The 20,118-nt window shown below is 75.3% G+C and carries 19 protein-coding genes; 8 read left to right on the top strand and 11 right to left on the bottom strand.

Annotated elements, in window-relative coordinates:
* Positions 1-176: 176 nt before the first annotated feature.
* The 9 genes from AB0B97_RS24820 to AB0B97_RS24780 all read right to left on the bottom strand — a co-directional run bounded on the left by AB0B97_RS24820 (position 177) and on the right by AB0B97_RS24780 (position 10,892).
* Positions 177-572: a DUF3040 domain-containing protein gene (locus AB0B97_RS24820; protein WP_234590673.1), complete on the bottom strand. Its 396-nt coding sequence runs from the start codon at positions 570-572 to the stop codon at positions 177-179.
* A gap of 116 nt (positions 573-688) precedes the next feature.
* A complete protein-coding gene (locus tag AB0B97_RS24815; protein WP_357496789.1) occupies positions 689-1,948 on the bottom strand; it encodes a DNA polymerase IV in 1,260 nt (419 codons plus the stop codon).
* A gap of 62 nt (positions 1,949-2,010) precedes the next feature.
* Positions 2,011-3,183, bottom strand: a complete 1,173-nt coding sequence (locus AB0B97_RS24810; RefSeq protein WP_357496787.1) for a nucleotide pyrophosphatase/phosphodiesterase family protein — start codon at positions 3,181-3,183, stop codon at positions 2,011-2,013.
* A complete protein-coding gene (locus AB0B97_RS24805) occupies positions 3,180-3,950 on the bottom strand; it encodes a methyltransferase domain-containing protein (RefSeq protein ID WP_357496816.1) in 771 nt (256 codons plus the stop codon). Before AB0B97_RS24805 ends, AB0B97_RS24810 begins: the two co-directional genes overlap by 4 nt.
* Positions 3,947-4,123 carry a hypothetical protein gene (locus AB0B97_RS24800; protein WP_357496814.1) on the bottom strand — a complete coding sequence of 59 codons (177 nt, stop codon included), beginning with the start codon at positions 4,121-4,123 and terminating at the stop codon, positions 3,947-3,949. The genes AB0B97_RS24805 and AB0B97_RS24800 overlap by 4 nt, the downstream gene beginning before the upstream one ends.
* 97 nt (positions 4,124-4,220) lie before the next feature.
* Positions 4,221-7,616 (bottom strand): error-prone DNA polymerase, encoded by a 3,396-nt coding sequence (locus AB0B97_RS24795; protein WP_357496785.1) that lies wholly within the window; start codon positions 7,614-7,616, stop codon positions 4,221-4,223.
* Between the two features lie 327 nt (positions 7,617-7,943).
* Positions 7,944-9,620, bottom strand: coding sequence for a DNA polymerase Y family protein (locus AB0B97_RS24790; RefSeq protein ID WP_357496783.1), 1,677 nt, complete (start codon positions 9,618-9,620; stop codon positions 7,944-7,946).
* Positions 9,617-10,342, bottom strand: coding sequence for a hypothetical protein (locus AB0B97_RS24785; RefSeq protein ID WP_234589092.1), 726 nt, complete (start codon positions 10,340-10,342; stop codon positions 9,617-9,619). Before AB0B97_RS24785 ends, AB0B97_RS24790 begins: the two co-directional genes overlap by 4 nt.
* Positions 10,343-10,442: 100 nt before the next feature.
* On the bottom strand, positions 10,443-10,892 hold the full coding sequence (locus AB0B97_RS24780; RefSeq protein WP_234589090.1) for an SAV_6107 family HEPN domain-containing protein: 450 nt from the start codon (positions 10,890-10,892) through the stop codon (positions 10,443-10,445).
* A gap of 456 nt (positions 10,893-11,348) precedes the next feature.
* Here AB0B97_RS24780 and AB0B97_RS24775 point away from each other — a divergent pair, with 456 nt between their 5' ends.
* From AB0B97_RS24775 to crtI, 6 genes are read left to right on the top strand one after another with little or no spacing between them, the layout of a single operon-like run.
* Positions 11,349-11,837: a YbaK/EbsC family protein gene (locus AB0B97_RS24775; protein ID WP_357496781.1), complete on the top strand. Its 489-nt coding sequence runs from the start codon at positions 11,349-11,351 to the stop codon at positions 11,835-11,837.
* Positions 11,834-12,583 carry a monooxygenase gene (locus AB0B97_RS24770; protein ID WP_234589085.1) on the top strand — a complete coding sequence of 250 codons (750 nt, stop codon included), beginning with the start codon at positions 11,834-11,836 and terminating at the stop codon, positions 12,581-12,583. Before AB0B97_RS24775 ends, AB0B97_RS24770 begins: the two co-directional genes overlap by 4 nt.
* On the top strand, positions 12,580-13,131 hold the full coding sequence (locus tag AB0B97_RS24765) for a GNAT family N-acetyltransferase (RefSeq protein WP_234589082.1): 552 nt from the start codon (positions 12,580-12,582) through the stop codon (positions 13,129-13,131). The genes AB0B97_RS24770 and AB0B97_RS24765 overlap by 4 nt, the downstream gene beginning before the upstream one ends.
* Positions 13,128-14,000, top strand: a complete 873-nt coding sequence (locus tag AB0B97_RS24760; protein ID WP_357496779.1) for a carotenoid biosynthesis protein — start codon at positions 13,128-13,130, stop codon at positions 13,998-14,000. The genes AB0B97_RS24765 and AB0B97_RS24760 overlap by 4 nt, the downstream gene beginning before the upstream one ends.
* Positions 13,997-15,121 (top strand): glycosyltransferase family 2 protein, encoded by a 1,125-nt coding sequence (locus AB0B97_RS24755; protein ID WP_357496777.1) that lies wholly within the window; start codon positions 13,997-13,999, stop codon positions 15,119-15,121. Before AB0B97_RS24760 ends, AB0B97_RS24755 begins: the two co-directional genes overlap by 4 nt.
* A gap of 11 nt (positions 15,122-15,132) precedes the next feature.
* Positions 15,133-16,620 carry a phytoene desaturase family protein gene (gene crtI, locus AB0B97_RS24750; RefSeq protein ID WP_357496775.1) on the top strand — a complete coding sequence of 496 codons (1,488 nt, stop codon included), beginning with the start codon at positions 15,133-15,135 and terminating at the stop codon, positions 16,618-16,620.
* A 10-nt stretch (positions 16,621-16,630) separates the two neighbouring features.
* Here the strand turns inward: crtI and AB0B97_RS24745 are convergent, their stop codons facing one another.
* On the bottom strand, positions 16,631-17,344 hold the full coding sequence (locus AB0B97_RS24745; protein WP_357496773.1) for a CDP-alcohol phosphatidyltransferase family protein: 714 nt from the start codon (positions 17,342-17,344) through the stop codon (positions 16,631-16,633).
* 21 nt (positions 17,345-17,365) lie between these two features.
* Positions 17,366-18,283, bottom strand: coding sequence for a methylenetetrahydrofolate reductase [NAD(P)H] (metF, locus tag AB0B97_RS24740; RefSeq protein WP_234589074.1), 918 nt, complete (start codon positions 18,281-18,283; stop codon positions 17,366-17,368).
* 214 nt (positions 18,284-18,497) lie between these two features.
* On the opposite strand from metF, the gene AB0B97_RS24735 reads away from it, so the two are divergent.
* Positions 18,498-18,899: a helix-turn-helix domain-containing protein gene (locus AB0B97_RS24735; protein ID WP_357496770.1), complete on the top strand. Its 402-nt coding sequence runs from the start codon at positions 18,498-18,500 to the stop codon at positions 18,897-18,899.
* A 9-nt stretch (positions 18,900-18,908) separates the two neighbouring features.
* Complete coding sequence (locus AB0B97_RS24730) at positions 18,909-19,991, top strand: polyprenyl synthetase family protein (RefSeq protein ID WP_357496768.1); 1,083 nt, start codon at positions 18,909-18,911, stop codon at positions 19,989-19,991.
* Positions 19,992-20,118: the final 127 nt, after the last annotated feature.

Below are 20,118 nucleotides of genomic sequence, written 5' to 3'. Positions count from 1 at the left end.
TGAGCGCCGCGCGGGGTGAGCGCCGCGCGGGGTGAGCGCCGCGCGGGGTGAGCGCCGCGCGGGGTGACGCCCGGCGGCGGGAGGGCGGCGGGCACGCGGATGCGACAGTGGTCGCCGGGGCGTTCCCGGCGACCCGCTCGTCGCGGTGTACGGCCCGCCTCAGCGGCGGGACGGGCTCAGCGGTGCCCCTCCGGGCGCTGCCGCCACCTGTCTTCCATCCGGTCCAGGATCGACCGGCGGCGACCGGACCGGCCACCGCGGGGACGACGACTCGTCGTGCCACCCACCACGTGCAGGTCAGGTGACTGCGCCCGTCGGTGCGACTGCACCGCGAACGCGGCCGACGCCAGCATGACGACGAAGCCCGCCACCGCGAGCGGTGGAGTCTTGATCACCGCGCCGTAGACCAGTAGAGCCAAGCCAGCGATGATCACGCCGGCAGCGACGAGCAGGCGACGCCGCGCGTGGAAGCGCGGATCGCTGGCGCGCACGGCCGAGGCGAATTTGGGGTCCTCGGCAAGCGACCGCTCGATCTGCTCGAACAGCCGCTGCTCGTGCTCCGAGAGCGGCACGGCACTCCTCCCCGGTCACGTTGGTCGGGCCCACTCGGGCCGACAGACCGTGGCAGCCAACCGGCTGCTTACCCGCAAGTCTACGAGGGGGGTCGCGCGTCGGAAAGCGGGACGACCTACGGGTGGGGCGGATTTTCCTTTCGATGGGCGTCACGGTCGCCCATCAGACTGGCCGGACCTATGACGGACCGCCCGAATCGGGCAGCAGCGGCGTCCGCGGCGGCTTCCGCCTCCCGCCAACCGCGCTCGGGTGCGCCGAGGGTCAACTGCCGGGGAGCGCCCTGCGCCGGGGCGAGCCCTTCCACCCGGACGCCGACGAGCCGGATCCGCTCGCCCGGGTCCAGTGCGGTGTAGAGCGCCCAGACCGTGTCGAACATCTCGCGGGCGGTGTCGGTGGGCACGCCGAGGGTGCGGGAGCGGTTGACGGTGCGAAAGTCGGCCAGCCGCACCTTGAGGGTGACCGTGCGCCCGACCTGGCCGGAACCGCGCAACCGGACACCGACCTTCGCGCTGAGCGCCAGCAGGGCGCGGCGGATCTCCAGCGGGTCGGCCACGTCGGCGTCGAAGGTCACCTCGGCGCCGATCGACTTGTCGACGTGCTCGGGGCTCACCCGCCGCGGGTCACGCCCTGCGGCCAGCTCGTGCAGGTGCGCCGCGGACGCCGCACCCACCGCCCGGCGGAGCAGGCCCAGCGGCGCCGCGGCGAGGTCGCCGACGGTGGCCAGGCCGAGCCGGCGCAGTGTCTCGGCGGCCCGCTCCCCCACGCCCCACAGCGCATTCACCGGTAGCGGGTGCAGGAAGTCCAGGACCTGCCCCGGCGGCACGACCAACAGCCCGTCGGGTTTGGCCCGGGTGGAACCCAGCTTGGCCACGAACTTGCTCGGCGCCACCCCGACCGAGCAGGTCAGCCCCTGCTCGTCGGCGACCCGACGCCGGATCAACCGGGCGATGGTCGCCGGGGAGCCGAACAGTCTGCGGGCCCCGGCAACGTCGAGGAACGCCTCGTCGAGGGAGAGCGGCTCGACCAGCGGGGTGACGTCCCGGAAGATCTGCATGACCGCCCGGGACGCGGCCGTGTAGGCGGTGAAGTCCGGTGGCAGGTAGACCGCGTGGGGGCAGCGGGCGCGGGCCTGGCTGGTCGGCATCGCGCTGCGGACCCCGTACCGGCGGGCCTCGTAGCTGGCCGAGCTGACCACGCCGCGCGGCCCCACACCGCCGACGATGACCGGCCGGCCGCGCAGCTCGGGTCGACGGCGCACCTCGACGGCGGCGAAGAAGGCGTCCATGTCGACGTGCAGGATCGGGCTTGCGGAATCGTCGGCGTCCGGCCCGAAGCGCGGATCGTCGCCCCGGGGCAACGACTGGCTGCGGCCCATCGGAGCAGGTTAACCCGGGGGTACGACAGCACCACCGGCCGACCGACCGGACCGCGCGCCGGTCAGCCCCGCACGACCAGCAGCGGCACGGTCAGCTCGGCCGCGGTGTCCGCCCCGTGGTACGCCACCAGCTTCGACGCCATCGGCCGCTCGGTGCGGCTGGCCATGACGGCGTACGTGTCGTTGCAGGTCACCACCACGTCGCCGATCCGTTCCAGGTGCTCCTCGGGCACCGGCCCGAACCAGCCGGTGGCCACCATCTCCTCCCGGGTACGCACCCGCGCCGCGTCGCCGAGCACCGCCGACCAGGCGGCAACCACGTCGTCGACCGCGCCCGGCTGGGCGTGCAGGTAGCGCACCCGGGCCTCGCCGGCGACCACCCGGACCCCGTCGCGCAGTCGTGGATCGGTGTCCAGGTCGAAACGGTGCGCCAGGGGCACGTCGAGCTGCCCGTGGTCGGCGGTCACCAGCAGCGCCGCGTCCGGCGGCAGCCCGTCGAGCAGCCGGGCGAGCAGGGTGTCCACCTCGGTCGCGGCGACCCGCCAGGGCGCCGAGTCGACTCCGCTGAGGTGCCCGTGCCGGTCCAGGTCGGCGTGGTAGCCCGAGACCAGGGTCGGCCCGTCGCCGGCGGACAGCGCGGCCAGCATGGTGCCAGCCACCTCGTCGGCGCCGGCGGCGCCCCGGAAGTCGCCGCCCCGGTTGGCGGCCACTGTCAACCCGCTGCCGCCGAACTCGGGCCGGCTCACCACGGTCGTCGTCACACCGGCGGCGCGGGCCCGTTGGAGCTGGGTGGGCACCGGCTGCCAGCGCAGCGGCGACGGGTCGGCGGCCCAGTCGGTGTGGGTGAGCACCCGATCGGTGCCGGGCACCCGCACCGTGAAGCCGAGCACGCCGTGCGCGCCGGGCGCGACGCCGGTGCCGAGCGTCACGAGGCTCGTCGGGGTGGTGGACGGGAAACCGGCGATGAGCGGCCGACCCGCCGTCGCCGCCAGCCCGGCGAGGGTCGGCGCGTGCGGCGCGGCGGTCGGCAGCTGGTACCAGCCGAGCCCGTCGACCAGCAGTACGGCGATCCGGCGTACCCCGGCCAGGGCCGGGACCAGCCCGAGCGGGTCGGTCGACCCGGGCACGCCCAGCACGGCGAGCGCGCTGGGCAGCACGTCGGCGAGTCGGTCCCCGCTGCGCGGCGGGCCGAGGACGGCCAGCGGCGGCGGCCCACCGCCCGGTGCGACGGTCATGCCGGCCGGCGGGCGAACAGGTGCAGTTGGGCGGCCAGGTCCCGGTAGGGAGACTGCGCGGCAAGCGCCAGTTCCAGCTCGACCAGGGCCGTGGACTGTCCGTCGGCGACCGAGGCGGGCAGCAGGTCGGCAAGCACGCGTACCCCGTGGATCTCCTCGACCGCCAGCCCGGCGGCGGTGAGCAGCGCGGCGGCGCCGGGGGCGTCGTAGCGGCGGCGCAGCGTGTCGCGCGGCCCGGCGGTGCCGGCCGGATCGGCGGCCAGTGCGGTCGCCACGTCCAGATGGCCGTTCATCGCCCGGCCCAGCACGGCGGCGGCCCGGCCGGCCACCAGGACGCTCGCCGCGCCGCCGGGGCGCAACGCGCTGGCCAGCGCGGCGACCACCGGCGTGGGGTCGTCGACGACCTCCAGCACGGCGTGGCAGAGCACCAGGTCGACGCTCGCCGGCTCGACCAGCCCGGCCAGCGCGTCGCCGTCGCCCTGCACGGCCACGATCCGGTCGGCGACCCCGGCCTCGGCGGCCCGACGGGTGAGCGCCGCGAGGGCGTCCGGGCTCGCGTCGACGACGGTGACCCGGTGCCCGGCGCGGGCCAGCGGGACGGCGAAACCGCCGGTCCCGCCGCCCACGTCCAGCACGGTCAGCTCGGTGTCGCCGCGCCGGTCCAGCTCGGCGCGCAGCACCGACCAGATCGCGGCGGTACGGGGGGTCAGCGGGGGCCCGACGAACCGGCCTCGGGTCTGTTCCACCCGGTCGAGCCTAGTGGTCAGGACTCGGCGCCCTCGACAGCGTCCTCGGCCCGGGACCGGCGCTCGTTGGCCACCGGACCGTTGGTCACCTCGTACTCGCGGGGGTCGGTGAGGTGCGACGGCATCCAGCCGGCGCCCAGCCGGGTCCGTCGGGCGTTGGCGATCCCGCCGCCGGTGTACGTGTCGTTCCCCATCACTTGTCATTCCCCCTCACGGATCACGGGCCGCTCTGCCCGCTCAGGACGAGTCTCCCGCCCGGGGGCGCCGGAAACCGTAATGTGGATCACTGGATCAGCGGAAGTCGCGGGACGCGGGGCTGACCGGCGGCTCGATGGCGTCCAGCCGGTCGGCGACCAGGTTGGTCACCCCCTCGTGCCGTTGCAGTCGACCCCGGACCACAAGCGCGGCGCTGGTGCGGGCCACCCGCCGGTAGCGCTGCCACAGCCCCGGTGAGCAGGTGACGTTGAGCATCCCGGTCTCGTCCTCCAGGTTGAGGAAGGTCACCCCGCCGGCGGTCGCGGGGCGCTGCCGGTGGGTGACGATGCCGCCGACCCGGATCCGCTGGCCCGGCTCCACCCGGCCGAGCCGGGCGATCGGCACCGCGCCGAGCACGTCGAGCTGCCCCCGGATGAACCGGGCCGGGTGGCTCTCCGGCGACAAGCCGGTGGCCCACACGTCGGCGACCAGCCGGTCCACCGCCTCCATGCCGGGCAGCGTGGGCGCCGCCGCGCCGGTCACCGTGCCGGGCAGCCGGCCCGGCCGGTCCTGGGCCGCCGCACCGGCGGCCCAGAGCGCCTCCCGCCGGGTCAGCCCGAAACAGGCGAAGGCGTCCGCGGTGGCCAGCGCCTCCAGCTGCGCGGCGGTGAGGCCGACCCGCCGTGCCAGATCCGGCATGTCGCGGTACGCCCCGCCGGCCGCCCGCTCGGCCTCGATCCGCTCGGCCACCTCGGCGCCGAGGGTACGCACGCTGGACAGCCCCAGCCGGACGGCCGGACCGCCCAGACCCCAGGCGTGCGGCGGCTCCCCCGGCCCGCTGCCCCACCGGGTGTCCGGGGTGGACTCCAGCACCGCCAGCGCCCCGCTGGCGTTGATGTCCGGGCGACGAACCTCCACCCCGTGCCGGCGGGCGTCGTCGACAAGGGTCTGCGGGGAGTAGAAACCCATCGGCTGGGCGTTGAGCAGCGCGGCCAGGAACGGCCCCGGGTGGTAGCGCTTGAGCCAGGAGCTGGCGTACACCAGGTAGGCGAAGCTCATCGCGTGGCTCTCCGGGAAGCCGTAGCTGGCGAACGCGGTGAGCTTGCGGTAGACGTCGTCGGCCAGCTCGCCGGTGATGCCCCGCTCGGCCATCCCGGCGTAGAGCCGGTCGGCGATGCGGTTCATCCGCTCGACCGAGCGTTTCGCGCCCATCGCCCGGCGCAGCTGGTCGGCCTCGGCCGCGTCGAAACCGGCCAGGTCGATGGCGAGCTGCATCAACTGCTCCTGGAACAGCGGCACACCCAGGGTCTTCTCCAGCGCGTTGCGCATCAGCGGGTGGGCGAAGGTCACCGGCTCCTGACCGTTCTTGCGCCTGATGAACGGGTGCACCGAGCCGCCCTGGATCGGGCCGGGTCGGATCAGCGCCACCTCGACCACCAGGTCGTAGAACTCGCGGGGCTTGAGCCGGGGCAGGGTGGCCATCTGCGCACGGCTCTCCACCTGGAACACCCCCACCGAGTCGGCCCGGCAGAGCATGTCGTACACCTCCGGGTCGTCCAGCGTCATGTCGCCGAGGTCGAGCCGGGAGCCGATCATGTCGTAGCCGTAGTGCAGCGCGGACAGCATGCCGAGGCCGAGCAGGTCGAACTTCACCAGGCCGACCGCCGCGCAGTCGTCCTTGTCCCACTGGAGCACGCTGCGCCCGGGCATCCGCCCCCACTCCACCGGGCAGACCTCGATCACCGGACGGTCGCAGATCACCATGCCGCCGGAGTGGATGCCCAGGTGCCGGGGGAACGTCTGCAACTCGTTGGCGTACTCCACCACCTGCTCCGGGATGCCCTCGACGTCGACCGTGGCGACCGAGCCCCACCTGTCGATCTGCTTGCTCCAGGCGTCCTGCTGACCGGGTGAGAAGCCGAACGCCTTGGCCACGTCCCGCACCGCCGAGCGGGGCCGGTAGGAGATGACGTTGGCGACCTGGGCGGCGTGCTCGCGGCCGTAGCGGGTGTAGACGTGTTGGATCACCTCCTCCCGGCGGTCGGACTCGATGTCCACGTCGATGTCCGGTGGGCCGTCCCGCTCCGGGGCGAGGAACCGTTCGAACAGCAGCCGGTGCCGGACGGCGTCCACGTTGGTGATCCGCAACGCGTAGCAGACCGCCGAGTTGGCCGCCGAGCCCCGGCCCTGGCAGTAGATGTCCTGCTCACGGCAGAACGAGACGATGTCGTAGACCACCAGGAAGTAGCCGGGGAAACCCAGCTCCTCGATCATGTTCAGCTCGTGGTCGAGCTGCGCGTACGCGCTCGGGTGCGCCTGCGGGGGGCCGTAGCGCTCCCGCGCCCCGTCGGCGGTCAGCTTGCGCAGCCAGCTCATCTCGGTGTGCCCGGGCGGCACCGGGTACGCCGGCAGTTGCGGCGCGACCAGTTGCAGGTCGAAGGCCAGCTCGGCGCCGAACTCGGCGGCCCGGGCCACCGCGCCCGGGTACGCGGCGAACCGGGCCGCCATCTCCGCGCCGCTGCGCAGGTGGGCGGTGGCCGCCGCGGGCAGCCAGCCGTCGATCTCGTCGAGGCTGCGCCGGGCCCGGACGGCGGCGACAGTGGTGGCCAGCCGACGCCGACCGGGGCTGGCGTAGTGCACGTTGTTGCTGGCCACCGTCGGCAGCCCGGCCGCGGCGGCCAGCTCGGCGAGCGCGTCGTTGCGGTCGGCGTCGACGGGATGCCCATGGTCGGTCAGCTCCACCGCCACCGTCTCCGCGCCGAAGAGCGCGGTCAGCCGGTCCAGCTCGCGGGCCGCCGCGTCCACCCCCTCGGTGAGCAGCGCGCCCGGCACATGCCCCTTGCGACAGCCGGTCAGCACCAGCACGTGGTCGCGCAGCTCGGCGGCGACCTCCTCCAGCTCTCCGTAGACCGGGCGGCCCTTCTCACCGCCGCGCAGCTGGGCGCGGGCGATGGTGGTGGCCAGCCGGGCGTACCCCTCGTGGCCGTGCGCGAGCACCAGCAGGTGCGCGCCGTGCGGGTCGGGTTCGCCGTTCTGCGGGCCGGGCAGCCCGAGGGACAGCTCCGCGCCGAAGATGGTCGGCAGGCCCAGCGTGCGGGCCGCCTCGGCGAAACGGACCACGCCGTAGAAGCCGTCGTGGTCGGTGACGGCGAGCGCGGTGAGCCCCAACCGGGCCGCCTCCTCGGCCAGCTCCTCGGGATGGCTGGCACCGTCGAGGAAGCTGAAGTTGGTGTGCGCGTGCAGCTCCGCGTAGGGCACCACGCCGTCGGGGCGGGGCAGCTCCGGCGGCTGGTACTGCTCGCGCCGGCGACTCCAGGCCGGGGAGTCCCCACCGTCGGCGTCCACGGCGAGCGGGTCCACCACGTGCAGGTGCCGCTCCTCGCGCGACCGCCCGCCGCCCGACCTGCCGGAGCCGCCGGAGCCGCCGTCGGCCCGGCCGGAGAGCACCCGCTCCAACTCCGACCAGGGCATCTTCGGGTTGTGGAAGCTCATCCGGCCGCTCCGCCCGCGCCGGCCGCTCCGGCCGGTCGGGCCGCTCCGGCGGCGGCATGATCGACCAGGCGCAGGGCGGTGAGCGGCCGCGCCGACGACGAGCACGATGGCGGCTGCCCCGCCAGCGGCGAAGTGCCTAATGAGCGTGATGACTCACAGGCATCTTGATGCCTGTGAGTCATCACGCTCATTGGGACATCTGCCCCCTGGCCAACACCGAACCCGCCAATACCGAACCCACCGACGCCAGGCCAGGCGACACCAGGCCAGGCGACACCAGGCCAAGCGACACCAGGCCAGGCGACACCAGGCCGGGACCTACCTGACTCAGTCATAGATCGCCTCCACCAGCCACTGCCCGGACTCCACGGCGAGCAGCAGAGCGGTGCCGTCGGCGAGGCTGACCTGGAACCGTGCCCGACGGCGAGCCTCGGCCGGCGCCCACCAGCGCTCGTCCACCGGCCAGGGGCCGGCCCAACCCACGATCACCGCCGGCTGGCCGGTACCGACCACCAGCCGGACCGGTGGGGCGCTCACCGCCAACCGCGCGCTGATCACCACCGGCTCGCCGGCGGTGTCGTGCACTGTCGCCGCGAGCGGGCTGGGCAGCACCACGGCGGGCGCGGGCGGCGGCAACCGGCCCGGCCACGGCGGAACGCCCCCGCCGCGATCAGCAGGCAGACCGGCGCCGCCGACACGGCCACCGCCGACACGATCACCGCCAGCACGGCCACCGCCGGCGGTCGGGTCGGCGCCGGCGCCGGCCGGGGGGCCGGGGCGGGCGGGGAGGCGTTCGTCGCCCCACGGCACCAGGCGCACCTGGTCGGCCGGGGAACGCCCACCGCCGAGCACCGCCGTGACCACCGCTTCCGGGCCGAGGATGCCCTGCACCCGACTCAATGCGCGGTGCGCCCTCTCCCGCTCCTCACCCGTCTCCCCCCAGAGGCCGGTCTGCAGGCCGGCCTGGGCGATCACCCCGTCCGGGATCAGCCGCAGCCGGATGATGCCGGCCGTCGGCCGGGCCGGGCGGGCACCGGCGCGGCCGTTGCTGCCGGAGAGCCAGCCGTCGAGCTGCCAGCGCACCCGGTCGGCGATGGCGGCGGCGGTGAGGAGGCCGTCGTGCCGCCACACCCGGTGCAGCTCCTGCCCGTGCTCGGTGACCGCCTCGATGCCGAGCCGCGTGCAGGCCAGCCCGTGCCCGGCGAGCCGGTCGTGCAACTGCTCGGCCAGCGCGCGGGCGGCGAACGCCGCCGCGTCGACCCGGTCGAGCGGCTCGTCGTACGCGCAGGTCACCGTCAGGTCGGTCGGTGGCTGCCGGACGGCGAGCGGGCGGTGATCCCGGCCGGCGGCCAGCCGGTGGGCCAGCGCGCCGTCGAACCCGAACCGGGCCAGCACGTCGCCGGCCGGTAGCGCGGCGAAGTCGCCGAGGGTCCGCACCCCCAGCCGGCGCAGCAGATCGGCCAGTGCGGACCGACCGAGCGCCTCGACCGGCAGCCCGGCCAGGAACGCCGGTGTCCCGCCCGGCTCCACCACCCGGCCGGCGCGGGCGGCCAACCCCGCGGCGAACACCCCGTCGGCGATGCCCACCTGGCTCTCCACCAGACAGGACTGGGCGACATGCTCGATGAGCCGCTCGGCGGCCGCCTCCTCGCCGCCGAGGTAACGACTCGGGCCCCGGGCGGCGACCGCGCAGGCGCCCGGACGGACCACCTCGACGCCGGCGACCAACTCCTCCAGCGCGGCGACCACCGGCTCGAACGCCCGGGCATCCCGGCCCGGGTCGTACTCCACGACGGTGAGCTGCGGGCAGCGGCCCTGCGCCTCCCGCTTGCGCAGCCCTCGGCGCACACCCTCGGCACGGGCCCGCTCGGAGCAGGCGACCACCCGGTTGGCGTGCAGCACGGCGACCGGACCGGTGGCCGGCACCCCGTCGACGATCTCCGCGGCGAGCACCGGCCAGTCCGGGCACCACAGCAGCAGGGTCCGGATCGGCGAGCCGGTCACCCCGACCCGACCAGGGCGAGCGGCACGGACGGACGGCCCACGGTCGACCGCACCGTCCGGGGAATGACCCGGGTGAGCTCGGCGCCGGGGAGCCAGACCTTGATCTCCTTGGGTCGGGCGGCCGCTCCGCGCCCGCGCGCCGAGACGGTGACCTCCCGGCGACGCAGCCGCCCCCGGCCCTGGCCGAGCCCTTCCCAGACCCCACGGACCACTTGCAACGTCACGTCCGCGCCGTCCCACCGGCCGTACGGAACGAGCACGCTGCCGCGCTGCCGGGCCCGCGCGGCCAGCCGGGTGGCGACCGAGGCGGAGACCGCGGCGGGTACGGCGGTGACCACGACGTCCACCCCGTCGATCAGCGCGGCGACCACGGTGGCCCACTCGGGGCCGGGATTCGGCACCAGGGCCAGCCGGTCCAGGGCGATGCCCAGCTCGGCTGCCGCACCCGCGCCGAACGTCGGCACGCCGACCACGGCGCACCACGAACCGGCCCGGGACGCCTCGGCCAGCAGGGCCAGCACCAGCGAGGTGCCGCCACTGCGTCGGGGCTGACCGGCGGCGACCGCGATCGTGCTGCCGCGACGCAGGCCCCGGTTGGGCAGCAGGCCGGTCAGCTCGGGCGCCACCGGCAGCACCCGGTGGCCGCCGACCGGATCGGGTGCGCTCGCCGGGCGGACCAGATCGGCCAGTGCGGCGGAACCGACCACCATGCGGCCCGCCATTGGACCAACCCCCCGTCATTGCAGTGGAACAGATCAGGACCGACGCACCGTGACGCCGGCCGCCCGGCTTCCCTTCCAGGCGGTCGGCGTCACGGCGGGCTCACGCGGCGAGGCCGTCCAGGGCCGGTTGGTGCGCCACGCCGAGCGCGGTCTCCACCACCGTGACGAACTGTTCGGCGGCGCGGAGCAGATCGTCGGCCTCCCGGGCGCTGACCACCCGGGGGATGCCGGCTTCGGCGGCGGCTCGCTTGCTGGCCCCGGCGGCGAAGAACCGGGCCCACTCGTCGAGCTCGGGGGCGACGGCGCAGAGCAGGACCCAGACGCTGGTGATCCGGTTGCGCCGGCTCGGGGCGGGCCGGGCCCGGGCGGCGAGCAGGGCGGCCGCCGCACGCAGCGCCGCCAGGTGGGCGGCCGCGTAGCGCAGGCCGTCAGGTCGGGTCTGGCCGGCCTCGACCAGCCCACGGCGGGCCAGGGTGAGGAGCTGGGCAGGGGTGCGGTGCGGCAGCACGTGCGCCGGCACCGTCGGTGCCTGAGCCGGGTTGGTCGGCATGGACTGTCTCCTCCACGTGGCCGGGGCGCGTCGGCCGGGGCAGTGGTGCCGCCGACGAGACGCCGAGGTCGGGTGGTGCGGAGGAAGACGCACCGGGGGTGGCCGGCCGGGTGTGGATGCTTCCCCACACCACACCCGGCCGGCGTACCGGCGGGTTCGTCGCCCGCCGCCCGGGGGTCGTGGGCGGCGGGCGACGCTCCTGCCTGATGGGACCGGGCTCGCGACTGCCCGGAAACCCAGGTGCGGCCCGCGAAGCCACACCGCCCGGAGCTGGCGCCGCGAAACACCGCGCTCCGGCTGGTTGGAACGGGCGTTCGAGGCAATCGAACACTCGTTCTAACTGCTCCTGACAGTACACCTCCCCTCCGACGAAAATGCAACGTGTGACGCGCCGAGGCTCGCCGCCCGTACGCACCGGGGTGAACCGGCACCGACGGACCGGGGAAGAATGACGGGATGCAGCCACACCCGAACGTACGGGCGGTGCAGGACGCGCTCGACGACGCCGGCGCGCTCGACGACGCCGGCCAGCCCAGCACGGTCCGCCTCCTGCCCGACGCGGTGCACACCGCGGCGGCCGCGGCCGAGGCGCTCGGCGTCGAGGTCGGCCAGATCGCCAACTCGCTGATCTTCGACGCGGACGACGCGCCGCTGCTCGTGCTCACCTCCGGCGCGCACCGGGTCGACACCGCCGGCCTCGCCGCGGCCATCGGCGTCACCCGGCTGCGGCGGGCCACCCCGGAGTTCGTCCGGACGCACACCGGGCAGCCGATCGGCGGAGTGGCCCCGCTCGGGCACCCGCAGGCGCTGCGCACCCTGGTGGACACCGCGCTGGCGGCGTACCCGCAGATCTGGGCCGCGGGCGGCGTACCGCAGGCGGTCTTCCCGACCACCTACGCCGAGCTGCTGCGCGTCACCGCCGGCACCCCGGCCGAGGTGGCGTGAACGAGCACCGCAGCGCCGTACCGGAGCTGGTCACCCTGCACGTGTGGCGGACCCCCCGCGGCGCGCTGCCCCGGGCGCTGACCCGGATGGCGGTGGACCCGCGTCGACTGCGGGCCCTGCCGGGCGTCCGGTTCGGCAAACTGCTGGGCACGGGGACCGGCACCGGCTTCGGGCCGGGTGACGCCGACCTGACCCGGTGGGCGGCGCTGACCGTCTGGGACTCCCCCGCCGCGGCCGCCGGTTTCGACGACTCGCCGGTCGGCCGCGCCTGGGCGCGGATCGCCCACGCCCAGGCCCGGGTCGACCTACGCCCGCTGAGCAGCCGGGGCGAGTGGTCCGGCCGGCGACCGTTCGGCGAGCCGCCGGGCGGCCGGGTCACCGGCCCGGTGCTGGCGCTGACCCGCGCCCGGTTGCGGGCCCGCCGGGCGGCCACCTTCTGGCGGGCGATCCCGCCGGTGGCCGCCGCCCTGCGCGACGCGCCCGGGCTGCTGGCCCGGTTCGGCGTCGGTGAGGCCCCGCTGGGATGGCAGGGCACGGTGAGCGTGTGGCGCGACCCGACGGACCTGGTGGCGTTCGCGTACCGTCACCCGGAGCATCGGGCGGCGATCATGCGAACCCCCACCGCGGGCTGGTACGCCGAGGAGTTGTTCGCCCGGTTCGAGGTACGTGACGTGGTCGGCGACCGGACGGTCCTCGGATGGGTCGCCGACGGCGACCAGGCAACAGTGAAGGGTGGACGGGCATGAGGTTGGTGCGCTGGACGCCGGACGATCTCGTCCGACGGCTGGACGACGTGGTGGCCGTCTACGGCGAGGCGATGGGATACCGCACCGACCTGCTGGAGGCCCGGCGCGGCTACATCGCCACCCACGTACGCCGGCCCGGGTTCCGGGCCGTGGCCAGCCTGACCAGCGAGGGTCACCTCGCCGGCTTCGGGTACGGCTATCTGGGCGGTCCGGGCCAGTGGTGGCACGACCAGGTGCACCGGGCGCTGGACGGCCCGACCCGCAAGCGCTGGCTCACCCACTGCTTCGAGGTGGTCGAGCTGCACGTCCGTCCGCCGGCGCAGGGGCACGGGCTGGGCGCCGGGCAGTTGCGGGCGCTGCTCACGATGGCCGAGGGCGACACCACACTGCTGTCCACCCCGGAGGCCGAGGAGCAGACCTCGCGGGCCTGGCGGCTGTACCGGCGGTTCGGCTTCGTCGACGTGCTGCGCGACTTCCACTTCCCCGGTGACGAGCGGCCCTTCGGCGTCCTCGGTCGAGACCTGCCGCTCGAGCCCTCCGCGTCATGAGCCGGCGGATCTCCTGGGCGCTGCTGGCCGTCCTGGTGCTCGCCCAGATCTGCTACCCGTTGACCGCCGGCGCCACCCGGGCCGGGCTGACCGCGGCCACTGTCGTGCTCGGCTGGCTGCTCTCGGTCGGCCACGCGCTGCTCAGCCGGGGCCCCCGGGTGGCGGCTGCGCTGGTCGCGGTGGCCACCGGCGGCGGGTTCGCGATCGAGGCGATCGGGGTGGCCACCGGTGTGCCCTTCGGCAGTTACGACTACTCCGGTGAGCTGGGCCCCAAGCTGGCCGGGGTGCCACTGATCATCCCGCTGGCCTGGACCTGGATGGCCTGGCCGGCCTGGCTGGCCGCGGTCCGCCTGACCGGCGGCAGCGGCACCGAGGCCGGCAACGGCACCGAGGCCGGCAACGGCACGTCGACCGGCCGGTGGGTGGGCCGGATCGCGCTGGCCACGGTGGGGCTGGCCGCCTGGGATCTCTTCCTCGACCCGCAGATGGTGGCCGAGGGCTACTGGGTCTGGCGGGACGCCACCCCGGCGCTGCCCGGCCTGGCCGGCATCCCGGTCAGCAACTACCTGGGCTGGCTGCTCTTCGCGGTGCTGCTGATGAGCGCGCTGCGCCCGCTGGCCGGCCCGAGCGCCGAGCACACCGACCGGCGGGACCACCCGATGCTCGCGCTCTACCTGTGGACGTACTTCTCCAGCATCCTGGCCCACGCGGTCTTCCTGGACCTGCCCGCGTCGGCGCTGTGGGGCGCGGCCGGCATGGCGGTGACAGCCGTGCCGCTGGCGGTGACCCTGCTGCGCGCCCGCCGGCCCCACCACGCGCACCGGGACGACCACCAACCGCACCGCCCCGGCGTCGACGCGACCCGATGACAGTTCTCGTCGCCCTGCTGCTCGCCGTCGCCGCGCTGACCGGGCACACCTGGGTCAACGCCACCCGGTGGCTGCGCCGGCCCACCGATCGACCCGGCGAGGTCGACGAGCCGGTGGCCGTGCTGCTGCCGCTGCGCGACGAGGCCGCCCGGGTCACGCCCTGCCTGCGCGCCCTGCTCGCCCAGCGTGGTGTGCCGGCGCTGCGCATCGTGGTCCTCGACGACGGCTCCACCGACGGCACCGCCGACGTGGTCCGCGCGGTCGTCGGCGACGACCCGCGGGTCACCCTGCTCAGCGGCGTCGCCCCGCCGCCGGGCTGGCTGGGCAAGCCGCACGCCTGCTGGCAGTTGGCCACCCGGGCCGACCCGGCCGCCACCGCGCTGGTCTTCGTCGACGCCGACGTGGTGCTCGCCCCGCACGCAGTGGCCGCCGCGGTCACCGAGCTGCGCGCCGCCCACGCGACGCTGCTGTCGCCGTACCCCCGGATCGTGGTGGCGACGGCGGCCGACCGGCTCGTGCAGCCGTTGTTGCAGTGGTTGTGGCTGACCTTCCTGCCGCTGCGGGCCATGGAGCGCTCGCGGCGGCCGTCGCTGGCCGCGGCGGGCGGGCAGTTCCTGGTGGTGGACCGGGCCGGCTACACCGCCGCCGGCGGACACGCGTCCGTCGCCGACAAGATCCTGGAGGACGTCGAGCTGGCCCGGGCCGTCAAGCGCGCGGGGAGGCGGATCGCCCTGGCCGACGGTTCGCGGCTGGCCACCTGCCGGATGTACGACGACTGGCCGCAGCTGCGCGACGGGTACTCGAAGTCGCTGTGGGCGTCGTTCGGGCACCCCGGCGCGGCGGCCGCCGTGGTGACGCTGCTGCTCCTGCTCTACACCGCTCCGCCGCTGGTCGCGCTCGCGGTCGCCTCGACAGCTCCCCGGATGTCACTGGTTGCGCTCAGCGCATACCTGCTCGGGGTGGCCGGGCGGGTGCTCACCGCCCGGGCGACCGGCGGCCGATGGTGGCCCGACGCGCTCGCACACCCCGTGTCGGTCGTGGTCCTCGGTTGGTTGACGCTGCGGTCGTACCATCTGCGAAAGCGACGCCGCCTGACCTGGCGGGGCCGCCCGGTCAGCTAGGAGGACGCGGCATGGCGCGGATCGTGGTCGTCGGCGCCGGGGTGGGTGGCCTCGCCACCGCCGCCCGGCTGGCCGCAACCGGGCACCAGGTGACCGTCTTCGAAGCCGCCGACACGGTCGGCGGCAAGCTCGGCAGGTACGCGCACGACACCCCGGCCGGGACGTTCCACTTCGACACCGGGCCGAGCCTGCTCACCCTGCCCGAGGTCTTCCACGACCTGTTCGAGGCGACCGGGGCGAAGCTCGACGAGTACCTGGACCTGACGCCGCTGGACCCGATCGTCCGGCACGTCTTCGCCGACGGCGGCACGACACTGGATTCGTGCACCGACCCGGTGGAGTTCGCCACGCGGATCGGGGCCGCCCTCGGCGACCGGGCGGCGGCCGACTGGCAGCGGCTGTGGCGCCGGGCCGCCCGGGTGTGGGAGGCCTCCTCGCGGGACATCCTGCGCCGTACCGTCGACTCCCCCCGCGACCTCGCGTCGCTGGCCTGGCGCGTCGGTGACCTGGCCGCCATCGCCCCGGGCCGCACCCTGCGCGGGCTGGGCCGCCGGCACCTGTCCGACCCGCGGCTGCGGATGCTGCTGGACCGCTACGCCACCTACACCGGCGCCGACCCGCGCCGGGCCCCGGCGGCGCTGGTCGCGGTCCCCTACGCCGAGCTGACCTACGGCGGGTGGTACCTGCGCGGCGGACTGGGCACGCTCGCCGACGCGCTGCTGACCCGCTGCCTGGACCTCGGCGTGGTCGTGCAGACCGGCACCACTGTCACCCGGATCGACGCCGCGGGCGGCCGGGTGCACGGGGTACGCCTCGCCGGCGTCACCGCGCCGGTGCCCGCCGACGTGGTGGTGGCCAACGTCGACGCGCTCACCGTCTACCGCGACCTGCTGCCCCACGCGCGCCGGCTGGCCGGCCTGACCGATCGCAGCCTCGCCGGTTTCGTGCTGCTGCTCGGCGTCTCCGGCAGCACCGGCCTGGCGCACCACAACGTCTTCTTCCCGCGCGACTACGACGCGGAGTTCAACGCGGTCTTCGGCGATCCGGGGCGGGGCGTCCGGGCCCGGCCGGCGGCCGACCCGACGGTGTTCGTCACCGTGGCCGACGACCCGATGGTCCGCCCCGCCGGGCACGAGGCGTGGTTCGTGCTGGTCAACGCCGCCCGGCAGGGCACCGCCGCTGGCGCTGTCGACTGGCGACGCCCGGGGCTGGCCGACGCGTACGCCGATCGGATCCTGGATGTCCTGGCCGAGCGCGGCGTCGACGTGCGGGACCGGCTGCTGTTCCGCGAGGTGCGCACCCCGGCCGACCTGGACGCGGCGACCGGGGCGCCGGGCGGCGCGATCTACGGCACCGCCGGTGGCCTGCTCCGCCCGGCCAACCGGGGCCCGGCGCACGGCCTGTGGCTGGTGGGCGGCTCCAGCCACCCCGGCGGCGGCCTGCCGATGGTGACCCTCTCCGCGCAGATCGTCGCCGACGAGATCGGCCCCGCCTGGTAGGCCCGGCCGCTCAGCCGGCGTCGAGCAGCGCGCGGCGGACGGTGGACAGCAGCTGCCCCAGCCCGAAGCCGGCCAGCAGCACCCACACCGCGGTCGCCATGGTGATGGTGCCGGCGGCCAGCTCCGGCTCGATCAGGCCGGCCAGCCCGGCGACCACCAGGCCCGCCAGCGCGACCGAGACCCGGGTGGGTCGTTCGCCGACGGTCACCGCGCCGATGTCGCGCATCCCGGCGGAGACCGCGCGGGCCCGGACGTACTCGTGCAGCCAGGACAGCGCGCCGCCCGCGACGACAAGCGCGCCCGGTGCGCCGACCAGCCAGAACGCCAGCAGCCACGCCACCTCGCCGAGCCGGTCGGCCAGCGAGTCGTAGACGTAGCCGAGCCGGGTGGTGCGGCCGGTGGCGACGGCCACCGCACCGTCCACGCTGTCGGCCACCGCGGCGAGCAGCACGAACAGCGCGCCGAGGAACGGGCCGTCGCCCGGCCGGGTCGCCAGCAGCGGTACGCAGAAGCAGAGCAGCACCCCCGCCACGGTGACCGGGGTGGGGCCGACCCGCAGCCGGCCCAGCACATACCCGACGTGGTAGGCGAACCGCAGCCAGGCGCGCACCACCGGCGCGGCGACCCGCGGGTCGAACCCGCCGTGCAACCGCGCCCACGCCGTGGCGTACTGGTCCCAGTTCAGCTGTGTGCCCACCTGAGGATCAACCGTCGTGCCGGGCATCAGGTGTCGCAGAGGCCGCGTTCACACCCGCGCGCCGGCCTTGAGGTTCTGCCAGACCTCTCGGGTGGCGGTGGACCGGTTGAGGGTGATGAAGTGGATGCCCGGAACGCCCTCGTCCAGCAGTCGCCGGCACATGTCGCTGGCCTGCTCGATGCCGAGCCGGCGCACCGCCTCCGGGTCGTCGGCCACCTGCTCGAAGCGCGCTGCCAGCGCCGCCGGGAAGGGCGCCCCGGACAGCTGCACGGACCGTTCGATGGTGCCGATCTGGGTCACCGGCATCACCCCGGCCAGGATCGGGGTGTCGCAGCCGGCGGCGGCCACCCGGTCGCGCAGGCGCAGGTAGTCGTCGGCCTCGAAGAACATCTGCGTGATCGCGAACTCGGCGCCGGCCCGGCACTTGCGGACGAACTGCGCGGTGTCGCTGGCCACGTCGGGTGAGCGGGGGTGCTTGTACGGGAAGGCCGCCACGCCGACGCTGAAGTCACCGGAGTCGCGCACCAACCGGACCAGGTCCTCGGCGTAGTCGACGCCCTCGGGGTGCCGGACCCACTCGCCGCCCGGGTTGCCCGGCGGGTCACCGCGCACGGCCAGCACGTTGCGCACCCCGACTCCGGCGAGCCGGCCGATGACGTGCCGCAGCTCGGCCACGGAGTGGTTGACAGCGGTCAGGTGGGCCATCGGCAGCAGGGTGGTGTCGGTGGCGATCCGCTCGGTCACCGCCACCGTGGTGTCCCTGGTCGACCCGCCCGCGCCGTAGGTGATCGACACGAACGAGGGGCGCAGCGACTCCAGCTCGCGGATCGCCTGCCAGAGCAGCCGCTCCCCCGCCTCGGTCTTGGGCGGGAAGAACTCGAACGAGAAGGTCGGCTGGCGGTCACGGATGAGCTCCCCGATCGCCGGCTGCGGATTGGGGAGTACCGAGGGAAGACCGAGCGCCACGACCCGACTCTAGCGGGCGGCGCCACCGGCACCCAGACGCTTCCCAACGGCGGGGAAGGCCGTCGTACCCCAGGGGTAGGAAGGAGTGGCGCGGGAGGGGCGATGGGGGCGGCCCGGGAGGTCCGGCGCGGGGGTCACACAGCCGAGAGGTGCGCCGGTCCCGTCCCGTCGGACGGGCGGGTGGCACCGCGCCACCGCCCCGCCGGGAGGACCCATGACCTCGCCCCCACCGCCGCGCCGCACCCAGCTCGGGCCGCTCCTGGTCCGGCATCGGCTGGCCCGGGGTTGGAGCCAGCGGCGCATCGCCGCCGAGTTGTGCGCCGCGTCGGGCGTGCCGACGTTGAGCCGTCACGAGGTGTCCCGGTGGGAACGGCAGCGACGCGTGCCCGGCGGGTTCTGGCTCGGTTGGCTCGCGTTCGTGCTGGACGTACCGGTGGTGGTGCTCGCCGAGGCGGCCGCGCGCACCCGACGGACCCGCTCGACGGCGGCCGGCGGGCCGGGCCGGCGCGAGGTGGCGGGTACGCGGCCGGGCGGGCGGGTCGGTCCGGGCCACGGCGGCGGGCGACCCGGCGGGAGTACGCGTGGCGGTGGAGCGCGAGCCGGGACGACCCGCTAGCGTCGTGGCGTGACCCATGCTGCTCCCGTTTCCCCCGTCGACCGCGCCGGCCTGCGGGAGCGGGTCGACCGGGCGCTCACCGATTTCCTGGCCGGCCAGCGGGCCCGGTTGACCCGGGTGGACGAGGCCCTCGTCCCGGTGGCGGAGGCGATCGAAGCCTTCGTGCTCGGTGGCGGCAAGCGCCTGCGCCCGGCCTTCGCGTACTGGGGGTTCCGGGGTGCCGGCGGGGTGGACGGCGACCAGGTCCTCACGGCCCTCGCGGCGCTGGAGTTCGTGCAGGCCAGCGCCCTGATCCACGACGACCTGATGGATCGTTCCGACACCCGGCGCGGCGAGCCGGCGGTGCACCGGCGGTTCGCGACCCGGCACCGGGCGGCCGGCTGGGGCGGCGACCCGGACGGGTTCGGCGATTCCGCCGCGATCCTGCTCGGCGACCTCTGCCTGGTGTGGTCCGACGAGCTGCTGCACTCCGCCGGCCTGGACCTGCGGGCGGTGGCTCGGGCCCGGCCGGTCTTCGACGAGATGCGCACCGAGGTCACCGTCGGGCAGTACCTCGACGTGCTGACCCAGGCCACCGGGGACACGTCGGTGGAACGGGCCAGCAAGGTCGCCCGGTACAAGTCGGCGAAGTACACCGTCGAGCGTCCGCTGCTGCTCGGGGCAGCGCTTGCCGACGCCGGCGAGGACGTCCGGACGACCTACTCGGCGTACGGGTTGCCGTTGGGCGAGGCGTTCCAGCTCCGCGACGATGTGCTGGGGGTCTTCGGTGACCCGGCGCAGACCGGCAAGCCGGCCGGGGACGACCTGCGCGAGGGTAAGCGCACCTATCTGGTGGCGGCGGCCGTGGAGGCCACCGACGACGCGGGCCGGGAGCTGCTGCTCAGCCAGCTCGGCGACCCGGGCCTGGACGAGCGGGGCGTGGCCCGGCTACGCGAGCTGATCGAGGCGAGCGGCGCGCTGGCCCGCACCGAGCAGCGGATCGTCACGCTCACCGACTCCGCGCTGGCCGCGCTGGCGGCCGTCGACCTGGACACCGAGGCCCGCCAGGCGCTGGTGGACCTGGCCATAGCGGCGACCCGCCGAGCCGACTGACCCCTCGCCCTGACGTGCGTCGATCATGAAGTTGTTTGGACACGCCCGCGGGGGGGGGGGGGCAAAAATAAAAAAAAACGGCGGGTTGGGGGGGGGGGGTGGGGGGAGGAAGCCCCGGCCCGGGGGT

Origin of the sequence: Micromonospora sp. NPDC049004 (assembly GCF_040649315.1) — a bacterium.
Lineage (GTDB): Bacteria > Actinomycetota > Actinomycetes > Mycobacteriales > Micromonosporaceae > Micromonospora.
The sequence above is the reverse complement of the archived record's forward strand: the minus strand, read 5'-3'. Positions and strand labels throughout refer to the sequence as shown.